Source organism: Phyllobacterium sp. K27, from assembly GCF_054796155.1.
In genome coordinates this window covers 2,660,470-2,669,689 of sequence record NZ_CM139240.1, presented here as the reverse complement: position 1 = coordinate 2,669,689, position 9,220 = coordinate 2,660,470, and the positions used below count along the sequence as shown (strand labels likewise).

Annotated in this window: 12 protein-coding genes; 8 read left to right on the top strand and 4 right to left on the bottom strand. The window is 53.1% G+C overall.

Going from position 1 to position 9,220, the window contains the following annotated elements:
• Position 1 precedes the first annotated feature (1 nt).
• On the top strand, positions 2 to 508 hold the full coding sequence (gene nusB / locus ACYJL1_RS13230; RefSeq protein WP_460895814.1) for a transcription antitermination factor NusB: 507 nt from the start codon (positions 2 to 4) through the stop codon (positions 506 to 508).
• Here the strand turns inward: nusB and ACYJL1_RS13225 are convergent, their stop codons facing one another.
• Positions 509 to 850, bottom strand: a complete 342-nt coding sequence (locus tag ACYJL1_RS13225; RefSeq protein ID WP_460895813.1) for a hypothetical protein — start codon at positions 848 to 850, stop codon at positions 509 to 511. It abuts the gene before it with no gap.
• A 230-nt stretch (positions 851 to 1,080) separates the two neighbouring features.
• On the opposite strand from ACYJL1_RS13225, the gene ACYJL1_RS13220 reads away from it, so the two are divergent.
• Positions 1,081 to 3,237 carry a sodium-translocating pyrophosphatase gene (locus tag ACYJL1_RS13220; protein ID WP_460895812.1) on the top strand — a complete coding sequence of 719 codons (2,157 nt, stop codon included), beginning with the start codon at positions 1,081 to 1,083 and terminating at the stop codon, positions 3,235 to 3,237.
• A 103-nt stretch (positions 3,238 to 3,340) separates the two neighbouring features.
• On the opposite strand, the gene ACYJL1_RS13215 is transcribed toward ACYJL1_RS13220, so the two are convergent.
• Positions 3,341 to 3,847: an outer membrane protein assembly factor BamE gene (locus ACYJL1_RS13215; protein WP_460895811.1), complete on the bottom strand. Its 507-nt coding sequence runs from the start codon at positions 3,845 to 3,847 to the stop codon at positions 3,341 to 3,343.
• A gap of 124 nt (positions 3,848 to 3,971) precedes the next feature.
• On the opposite strand from ACYJL1_RS13215, the gene ACYJL1_RS13210 reads away from it, so the two are divergent.
• The 6 genes from ACYJL1_RS13210 (at position 3,972) to ACYJL1_RS13185 (ending at position 8,537) form a co-directional block, all read left to right on the top strand.
• Positions 3,972 to 4,532: a ubiquinol-cytochrome C chaperone family protein gene (locus ACYJL1_RS13210; protein WP_460895810.1), complete on the top strand. Its 561-nt coding sequence runs from the start codon at positions 3,972 to 3,974 to the stop codon at positions 4,530 to 4,532.
• 10 nt (positions 4,533 to 4,542) lie between these two features.
• Entirely contained in the window at positions 4,543 to 5,109 is a 567-nt protein-coding gene (locus tag ACYJL1_RS13205) for a YceD family protein (RefSeq protein WP_460895809.1), read from the top strand.
• Between the two features lie 202 nt (positions 5,110 to 5,311).
• Positions 5,312 to 6,400 (top strand): phosphate acyltransferase PlsX, encoded by a 1,089-nt coding sequence (gene plsX, locus ACYJL1_RS13200; RefSeq protein ID WP_460895808.1) that lies wholly within the window; start codon positions 5,312 to 5,314, stop codon positions 6,398 to 6,400.
• The gene (locus ACYJL1_RS13195; RefSeq protein WP_460895807.1) at positions 6,397 to 7,368 is read left to right on the top strand and encodes a beta-ketoacyl-ACP synthase III; all 972 of its coding nucleotides are present in this window, start codon (positions 6,397 to 6,399) and stop codon (positions 7,366 to 7,368) included. Before plsX ends, ACYJL1_RS13195 begins: the two co-directional genes overlap by 4 nt.
• A gap of 122 nt (positions 7,369 to 7,490) precedes the next feature.
• Entirely contained in the window at positions 7,491 to 7,811 is a 321-nt protein-coding gene (locus tag ACYJL1_RS13190; RefSeq protein ID WP_460895806.1) for an integration host factor subunit alpha, read from the top strand.
• A gap of 168 nt (positions 7,812 to 7,979) precedes the next feature.
• A complete protein-coding gene (locus tag ACYJL1_RS13185) occupies positions 7,980 to 8,537 on the top strand; it encodes a MerR family transcriptional regulator (RefSeq protein WP_460895805.1) in 558 nt (185 codons plus the stop codon).
• 30 nt (positions 8,538 to 8,567) lie between these two features.
• Here ACYJL1_RS13185 and ACYJL1_RS13180 read toward each other — a convergent pair whose 3' ends face one another.
• Together ACYJL1_RS13180 and ACYJL1_RS13175 are read right to left on the bottom strand one after the other, a co-directional pair.
• A complete protein-coding gene (locus ACYJL1_RS13180) occupies positions 8,568 to 8,897 on the bottom strand; it encodes a hypothetical protein (protein WP_460895804.1) in 330 nt (109 codons plus the stop codon).
• Positions 8,898 to 8,911: 14 nt separating this feature from the next.
• Positions 8,912 to 9,163, bottom strand: coding sequence for a hypothetical protein (locus ACYJL1_RS13175; protein ID WP_460895803.1), 252 nt, complete (start codon positions 9,161 to 9,163; stop codon positions 8,912 to 8,914).
• Positions 9,164 to 9,220: the final 57 nt, after the last annotated feature.

Here is a 9,220-nt window from a genome sequence, read left to right as displayed (position 1 = left end):
CATGGTCAATTCTAACGATGGACAGACCCCGGCGGTCAAGACCGCAAACAAACGTGGCGTAGCGCGGCTGGCTGCTGTGCAGGCTCTTTATCAGATGGATGTCGCCGGAACCGGCGTGCTGGAAGTCGTTGCTGAATATGAAGCGCATCGGCTGGGCAAGGAAGTGGACGGCAAGCAATATCTGGATGCTGATCCGCAATGGTTCAGAGGCATTGTATCCGGCGTTGTGGCTGATCAGACTGTGCTCGACCCGATGATCCGGCAGGCCCTGACTGAGGATTGGCCGCTATCGCGCCTCGATTCGACATTGCGCGCCATATTGCGTGCAGGGATTTGGGAACTTCGCGGCAAAGCCGACGTGCCGACTGCTGTTATTGTCTCCGAATATGTAGATATCGCCAAGGCGTTCTATTCGGAGGACGAGCCGAAGCTGGTTAATGCTGTACTTGATCGTTTGGCTTTTGAGCTTCGCGGTGAGAGCAAAGGCGTCAAAGGCCCGAAGCGCTGACTATTTTATGTTGTGGCGGTGCTTGTGCTTTGCTGGATATTTCAAGTCATAAAAAAGAACAGCTCCAGCGAGCAACAGACCTGCCGCAGGCATAACCATAAATGAGATCATTTGAAGGGTCGTCATTGCTTCATCCTTCAGGAAACGGCTTGCTATATAATGTAATGCAATAGCGGTAAGAAAACAAACGGCACTCATAAAAGAGATAAATAATGTTGGGCCTGTCTGCCCGTTAAAGCTCGTGATCAAGGGCGCTAATCCTCCAACCGCGAATATTGCAATACCCACGCTATTCAGGAATGTTGCAAATAGTTTGATCCGTTCATTGTAAATCGCGTCCACTCGCTGTCTTTCCTGATCGCTGGCAGGAGTAACATTGGCTCGCCATTGCCCTGTCGGCAATCCCTACTTTGGTCTATCGTTTTGATCTGAATACGAAAGACCTTGACGTTTTCGCATTTGCTTCGTTACTCCTTATACATGCGGTCGCGTTTCTGCCGGCCTGGCAGCTGCGTGTGCCGTACTGAACCTGACCCGGGGAGGGGTTTTCCGGTCAAATCTGAGGGAGTGGCATGACAATACTGTTTCTGGTCATTGCCTGCGGTCTGCTGTCCATCGTCTATGCAGTTCTAGCTACCAAATCGGTGCTTGCTGCGGACCAGGGTAATGCGCGCATGCAAGAAATCGCCGGTGCAATTCGAGAAGGCGCACAGGCATATCTCACACGTCAATATACCACGATAGCCATAGTCGGCGTGGTTGTATTCATCGCCGTCTGGTTCCTGCTTACGGGCACTGCGGCTATTGGTTTTCTCATTGGAGCGGTCCTCTCGGGTTTGGCAGGCTTTATAGGCATGCATGTCTCGGTTCGCGCCAATGTGCGCACGGCACAGGCAGCCTCGCGCAGTCTGGCTGCGGGACTTGAGATTGCGTTCAAGTCCGGTGCCATTACCGGCATGTTGGTTGCTGGCCTCGCCTTGCTTGGTGTCGCTGTCTATTATTGGGTGCTCACCGGTCTTCTCGGCTATTCTCCAGCAGACCGCACAGTCATTGATGCGCTGGTATCACTTGGCTTCGGTGCTTCGCTTATTTCCATTTTTGCGCGTCTTGGCGGCGGTATCTTCACCAAGGGTGCGGATGTTGGCGGTGATCTCGTCGGCAAGGTGGAAGCTGGTATTCCCGAAGATGACCCGCGCAACCCTGCAACGATTGCGGACAATGTTGGTGATAATGTTGGCGATTGCGCTGGCATGGCTGCGGATCTGTTCGAAACCTATGCGGTGACGATTGTTGCGACAATGGTTCTTGGCGCGATCTTCTTTGCTGCAACGCCCGTATTGAGCAACGTCATGCTCTATCCGCTGGCAATCTGCGGTGCTTGCATTCTCACTTCGATTGCGGGCACTTTCTTCGTCAAGCTTGGTGCTAACAACTCCATCATGGGCGCCTTGTATAAGGGCCTGATCGTGACAGGGCTTCTGTCGATCGTTGGTCTTGCCCTGGCAACCTGGGCAACAATCGGTTGGGGGGAGATCGGTACAGTTGATGGTCAGAGTATCACTGGTCTCAATCTGTTCTATTGCGGCATTCTCGGTCTGGTCGTGACGGCGTTGATCGTGGTGATTACGGAATATTACACCGGCACAAACAAGCGCCCGGTCAATTCGATCGCTCAGGCTTCAGTTACAGGTCACGGAACGAACGTGATCCAAGGGCTTGCCGTATCGCTTGAATCGACCGCCCTGCCTGCATTGGTTATTGTTGGCGGCATCATCTGGACCTATCAGCTGGCTGGTCTGTTTGGCACAGGCATTGCCGTCACTGCCATGCTCGGCATCGCTGGCATGATCGTTGCGCTGGATGCATTTGGTCCTGTCACCGACAATGCCGGTGGTATTGCCGAAATGGCGGGTCTTGACCCGGAAGTCCGCAAATCCACTGACGCGCTCGATGCGGTCGGCAATACCACCAAGGCCGTGACCAAGGGCTATGCCATTGGCTCTGCGGGTCTTGGTGCGCTTGTTCTCTTCGCTGCCTATTCCAATGATTTGAAGTTTTTCATTGCGGAGGCCGACAAGGCAGGCGCTACGGCGTTCTCCTACTTCAAGGGGATTGGCGCAGTGTCGTTCGAACTGTCCAATCCCTATGTCGTCGCTGGACTGATCTTTGGCGGTCTTATCCCCTATCTCTTCGGCGGTATCGCAATGACGGCCGTTGGTCGTGCAGCGGGTTCTGTTGTTGAAGAGGTTCGCCGCCAGTTCCGCGAAAAGCCCGGCATCATGGCAGGCACAGAGCGACCGGATTACGCCCGCGCGGTGGATATCCTGACGCGTGCTGCCATCAAGGAAATGGTGATCCCGTCACTCCTGCCGGTTCTTGCGCCGCTCGTCGTTTATTTCGGCGTGCTGCTCATTTCCGGCTCAAAGGCCTCTGCCTTTGCTGCGCTTGGCGCCTCGCTTCTGGGTGTGATCATCAATGGTATCTTCGTTGCTATCTCGATGACCTCCGGTGGTGGTGCCTGGGATAATGCGAAGAAGTCCTTTGAGGATGGTTTTGTTGACAAGGACGGTGTGCGCCATCTCAAGGGCTCCGATGCTCACAAAGCATCGGTAACGGGTGACACGGTTGGCGATCCTTATAAGGATACTGCCGGTCCAGCCGTTAATCCGGCAATCAAGATCACCAATATCGTGGCCTTGCTTTTGCTTGCGGTGCTTGCGCACGGATAACTTGCATTGAAGCGGCTTCAAAATTTCTGAACCGCTTCAAAATACCAGCAACAAAAAACCCGCGAGAGACTTGTTTCTCGCGGGTTTTTTATTGATCGAATCTTTATTGACCGGTTGGTCCGCCGCCACCAAGAGATGGCGGGGCTTTGCCTACACCTTGCAGCAACTGGCCAAGGAAGGTCAGGTCTTTACCACCGGTAGGTGTGGTTCTGCTGATGAAGTCGAAGACCTTACCATCTTGCAGGCCGTAATTGGCTATGCTGGAAACCCTGCTGTCCTTGTCGAAGTAGACAGCAAGGATGCGCCTGTCGGTAACCTTGGGCTGCAGGAAGGCCACGCTGCGTTGCCGCTTTTGCGAAATATAGTAGAACACTTCATTGTCGAAGGTCGCAGTTGTCGACGGACTGCCAAGCGAAAGAACGACTTGTTCCCGGCTCGATCCGACAGGAACGAACTCAAGCGCCTTCTCGTCGAGAACATAACCTTGGCTCAATGTTTCCGAAGGATTGAGGCTTGCGGTATTGCAACCGGCAAGTCCTGTAGCCAAAACGAAAGTTCCCGCGAGAAAATATCCGCGTGAACTATGGGTCTTGAAAATCCGCTGCAGCAACGACATCTCCATTTCAAAGTGGGCGCAAGTCTTTCGCTGCCCGCAGAACTTCGGTAAACCACCTTGAAGTCCGATGCAACACGCGACTCGTGTTGTGTCCCCGGTTCAAGCGAAAGCCTAATTAATGATTCTCAGTTTATTCAGCCGCAAGGCCAAGGCAAATGAGGCGATAACAATCGCCATCTACGAAACAATCGTGGCAGCGGCGCGGCAGCCATATTTTTATTCGGATATTGACGTGCCGGATTCACCCTTGGGTCGATATGAAATGCTGTCTTTGCACATTTTTCTGTTTATCCGGCGCATCAAGGGCAGGGGTGACGCTCTCAAATCAATCGGGCAGGAAGTCACGGATGAATTTTTCCGCGATGTTGATCACTCCTTGCGGGAACTTGGAATCGGCGATTCCGGTGTGCCAAAACGCATGAAGAAACTTGCGCGGATGTTTTATGGCCGCGTTGAGTCTTACGACAAGGCGCTTGGAAATAATGATCAGGCCGAATTGGCGACTGCCTTGGCGCGAAATATCCGTCCCGATAATGCTGATTGGAGTGGCGGTGTGGCGCTGGCAAATTATGTTGAACAGGTGGTATTGCTGCTGGAAACGCAGCCGGATGATGTTCTGGCAAGCGGAAAAGTGGTATTCCCGGATGCCGCGACTACGCTGTCCGAGCAGCAGGCATAAGGAAATCTAGATGACTAGAAAAATGGATGGGGCTTTGAGTTTTCCAGTTCAGGTCAAGCGGCTGCCGCAAAAAGGCCTGACGATCAAAATCGAGGCAGACACTAAAGAGCGCGATGCATTGCGCGATTTTCACGAGCTTGAAGACGTAAAATCCTTCAAGGCTGATTTGCAGATCATCCCTTGGAAGAAGGATGGCATCCGTGTCCGCGGCACGGTCAAGGCAGATATCGTTCAATCCTGTGTCGTGACGCTCGAACCTATCGATGCAAAAATCGATGCGGAGATCGATAGCCTCTTCGTTCCACAGGATTCACGGCTGGCACGCCTGCCGCTGGATGAGAATGGTGAACTCATCATCAGCGCCGATGGTCCCGACATACCGGAGACATTTTCTGGCGATAGTCTGGATGCCGGAGCGATAGCCGAGGAGTTTTTCGAGCTGGCAATCGACCCTTACCCGCGCAAGCAGGAGGCTGAAGCCGCCCCGCCAGTGGAAGTAACATTTGGTACGGAAGGAGCCGATGAAAAGCCCGTCAATCCATTTGCTGGCCTGAAGGACTGGAAACAGAAAACCTGATAGGCATTATCTGTGCGGCTGAGTAACGGGTTTGCCCATCCGCATGTCAATTTGGTGCTGGTGTGAGGAGAAGAAGTTGACGATTATTTCTCCCCAGCAAGCCGGCGTAGTTAGAATCCGGTTGTGTCTGCGAGCAAAATGGCTATTTTCGCCGAGTCTTTTCAAAAAACATTAAGAACTGAACAGGACAGGACAATCAAGAGTGATTAGAATTTCTATTGACGCCATGGGCGGCGATTTCGGTCCTGAGATCGTAGTTCCCGGCATGGCGACGGCGCTGGAGCGCCACCCCGATATCCACTTTGTGATTTTCGGGCGAGAAGAAGAAGTTCAGCCGCTCTTGGCAAAGCATGAGGCCTTGTCCAAAGCGTCTACGTTTCACCATTGCGACGTGTCAGTGCGTATGGATGAAAAGCCCAGTCAGGCTTTGCGTAACGGCCGCTGGAAGTCATCCATGTGGCGTTCGATTGAAGCGGTTAAAACGGGCGAGTCGGATGTGTGCGTTTCAGCAGGCAATACAGGCGCGCTGATGGCCATGTCGAAATTTTGCTTGCGTACTATGGCGAGTGTTGAAAGACCGGCAATTGCGGGCATTTGGCCGACGCTGCGCGGCGAAAGCATTGTTCTGGATATCGGTGCTACCATTGGTGCCGATGCTCAGCAGCTTGTTGATTATGCCGTTATGGGTTCCGCCATGGCGCGCGCGCTCTTTGAGATCAAGCGCCCGACGATTGGACTTTTAAATGTCGGTGTTGAAGAGATAAAGGGCCAGGATGATGTGAAGGATGCAGCGCGCATCCTGCGTGAAATTCCTCTGCCAAGTCTGGAATATTACGGCTTCGTTGAAGGCGATGATATTGGCAAGGGCACAGTTGATGTCGTTGTCACCGAAGGTTTTACCGGCAATATCGCGTTGAAAGCTGCGGAAGGCACGGCAAAACAGTTTGCCCAGTATCTCCGCGAAGCCATGAGCCGTACGCTGATGGCAAAGATCGGTTATATTTTCGCCAAGGGTGCATTTGAGCGCCTGCGGGAGAAGCTCGACCCGCGCAAGACCAATGGCGGCGTCTTTCTCGGATTGAATGGAATTGTTATCAAGAGCCATGGCGGCACTGATGCCCTCGGCTTTGCTGCTGCCATAGATGTAGGTTACGACATGGCCAAGAACGGGTTGCTCGACAAGATTGCAGCCGATCTCAGCCACTTTCACAAGAGCCCGGTCGGTGTTGCATTCAAAGGTGAGGGTGACACGGAAGCTGAGGTCGAAACAGACCAACAGGAAATTAAATGATCCGCTCCGTCGTCAAAGGGATAGGTTCGGCCAAGCCGACACGTGTCGTAAAAAATGCCGATCTTGAAGGCGTCGTTGAAACCACCGACGAATGGATCGTACAACGGACAGGTATCCGCCAGCGCTACATTGCGGGCGAAGGTGAGACAACTGCATCGCTTGGCGAGGCAGCAGCGCGCGCCGCGCTTGATAATGCGGGAATGACACCCGACGACATCGATCTTATTATTCTGGCAACGTCGACGCCGGACAATACGTTTCCTGCCTCGGCAGTGGACATTCAGGCTCGGCTTGGCATGACGCATGGGTTTGCCTTCGACATGCAGGCTGTGTGCTCTGGTTTTGTTTACGCTGTCACGACGGCTGATCTGTATATTCGCGGCGGTATGGCCAAACGCGTTCTTGTGATTGGCGCTGAAACATTCTCGCGCATTCTCGACTGGAATGATCGCACCACCTGCGTTTTGTTTGGTGACGGTGCCGGGGCGCTGATTCTTGAAGCCAATGAAGGGCGCGGCCTGACGTCTGATCGTGGCGTCCTGACAGCCAATCTTCGTTCGGATGGCTCCCATAAGCAAAAGCTGTATGTTGACGGCGGACCGTCTTCGACAGGGACGGTTGGGCACCTGCGCATGGAAGGCCGCGAAGTTTTCAAACACGCTGTGGGCATGGTTACGGATGTCATTGAAGCATCGCTTTCCGATGCTGGAATTACGGCGGCGGATATTGATTGGTTCGTTCCACACCAGGCCAATAAGCGCATTATTGATGCGACTGCAAAGAAGCTGGATTTGCCTTCCGAAAAGGTTGTCATAACAGTTGACCAACACGGAAATACCTCTGCTGCTTCAGTACCCTTAGCGCTTGAGACGGCCGTTGCGGACGGTCGAATCAAAGAGGGCGATGTCGTGCTGCTTGAAGCCATGGGTGGGGGCTTTACGTGGGGTGCAGTTCTGCTACGTTGGTAGCAACCCGGTTGGGTCGGCAGATTAGGTAACGAAGTTTCCCATCCTGCTTGCCCGATCAGTTTTCATCCTATAACTTCCGCTGTCACCGATAGTTTTGCAATAAACGAGAGCTTTGAGATCGTATGGGGGGTAAAACCATTACGCGCGCTGATCTGGCTGAAGCAGTCTATCGCAAGGTAGGGCTTTCACGCACCGAGTCAGCGTCACTTGTCGAGACCATTCTTGACGAGGTTTGTGATGCAATTGTTCGCGGCGAGACCGTGAAATTGTCATCTTTTGCGACATTTCAGGTCCGGGACAAAAATGAACGGATCGGGCGCAACCCGAAAACAGGTGAGGAAGTTCCGATCCTGCCGCGTCGCGTCATGACGTTCAAGGCGTCCAATGTTTTGAAGCAACGCATTTTGCGTTCGCATCAAACCCGGAAGAAAAAATCGTCCTGACGGTATTGTCATGGGTGCTTGGATGAGATTGCTGTGGGCAGTCTCGCACTGAGCTTGAAAAATTACTGATAAACCGCTGAAATACACGTCGAATCAGAATTTCTCCTTACTGCGCCGTGCGCATAGCGCATAAAGGATGCAGTAACGCTTTGGCTCCAAGGTGAAATCATGGACAAGAGTCCCGACGCATTTAGAACCATCAGCGAAGTTGCCGAAGATCTGGACTTGCCGCAGCACGTCCTGCGATTTTGGGAAACCAGATTTACACATATCAAGCCGATGAAGCGCGGCGGCGGACGACGTTATTACCGTCCGCTGGACGTCGACCTGCTCAAGGGCATCCGTCATCTTCTTTATGATCAGGGCTATACGATCAAGGGTGTCCAGCGCCTTTTGCGCGAGAATGGGACGCAATTCATCATCGCTCTTGGCAGTGGGGACATTGCTGCAGCTGAAACGATCAGCCAGCAAAAACAGGCCCATGCCCGCCAGGAAGAAGCTTTGGCGGCAGAACAGAGCAGGGCAGACGCTGATGAAGAAGCAGCTGTTATGGGCGCACCCAAGGCAGCGCCGCACGGGCGCCGCCTTTTTGGATTAATCAAAGCCGACGATGAAGGGCCAGTTGCTGCCGATGGCAAGCGCTTGTCGAAGGATAATCGCGCCCTGTTGCAGGAAACTCTGTTTGATCTTCTTGAATGCAAGCGTCTGCTGGATCAGGTGCGTTAGAGCAAGTTTGCCTACTAAAAGAACCCGGCGCTAAGGCCGGGCTGCCAGCATTCCGATGATAACGCCGAGACCGGCAATCATTACCAAAGTGGAAATCGAATTCTGGGTCGGAATATCGCCAATGCGTTTGGCCTGATGACCGATTGCTCCGGCAGCTTGGATACCTCGACGCTTGATCATATGCGCGGTGGAGGAATGGTCCTCGTCGTCATCTTCCGTAAGATCGTCAAAAACCTTGGCTCCCTTGTCGGCCAGCGTTTTCGTAATCGCAGCAAGATCACGCTTTAACTGGGCGATCTCGCTTTTCAGGCGGGCCTTGTCGGCCTCGCTCTGAATTGTATCGGCTATATTGTCCATCATGCTGATCCTTCAGATTAACGACGCGAAAAAAGACCGATCAACAATGCTGCACCTGCGACAATAGCAAGCGTGGCAACCGGGTTTTGCTTTGCCGTATCGGCAGCGTAACGCGCCTGTTTGGCCGCGACCCGCTTAACCTCGTCAAATCGCTCTGAGCCCAAATCCGACAGACTAGAAGAAATCTTTGAAATTTCCTTGCGTAGTGCAGCAATCTGCGCCTCTACGTCACCCTGGATGTCGTCTGCGTTCTTGGAAAATATCGCCATGGTTAAATGCTCCTGTTTAAGACACGAGCTATAACGATCTGCTTCAGCGAATGTTCC

What these genes read in the sequence shown, in the direction of transcription:
- ACYJL1_RS13175 (WP_460895803.1), bottom strand. Translation starts at nt 9,163, where the DNA reads ATGGCGATATTTTCCAAGAACGCAGACGACATCCAGGGTGACGTAGAG.
- ACYJL1_RS13180 (WP_460895804.1), bottom strand. Translation starts at nt 8,897, where the DNA reads ATGATGGACAATATAGCCGATACAATTCAGAGCGAGGCCGACAAGGCC.
- ACYJL1_RS13205 (WP_460895809.1), top strand. Translation starts at nt 4,543, where the DNA reads ATGACTAGAAAAATGGATGGGGCTTTGAGTTTTCCAGTTCAGGTCAAG.
- ACYJL1_RS13195 (WP_460895807.1), top strand. Translation starts at nt 6,397, where the DNA reads ATGATCCGCTCCGTCGTCAAAGGGATAGGTTCGGCCAAGCCGACACGT.
- nusB (WP_460895814.1), top strand. Translation starts at nt 2, where the DNA reads ATGGTCAATTCTAACGATGGACAGACCCCGGCGGTCAAGACCGCAAAC.
- ACYJL1_RS13210 (WP_460895810.1), top strand. Translation starts at nt 3,972, where the DNA reads ATGATTCTCAGTTTATTCAGCCGCAAGGCCAAGGCAAATGAGGCGATA.
- ACYJL1_RS13220 (WP_460895812.1), top strand. Translation starts at nt 1,081, where the DNA reads ATGACAATACTGTTTCTGGTCATTGCCTGCGGTCTGCTGTCCATCGTC.
- ACYJL1_RS13185 (WP_460895805.1), top strand. Translation starts at nt 7,980, where the DNA reads ATGGACAAGAGTCCCGACGCATTTAGAACCATCAGCGAAGTTGCCGAA.
- ACYJL1_RS13190 (WP_460895806.1), top strand. Translation starts at nt 7,491, where the DNA reads ATGGGGGGTAAAACCATTACGCGCGCTGATCTGGCTGAAGCAGTCTAT.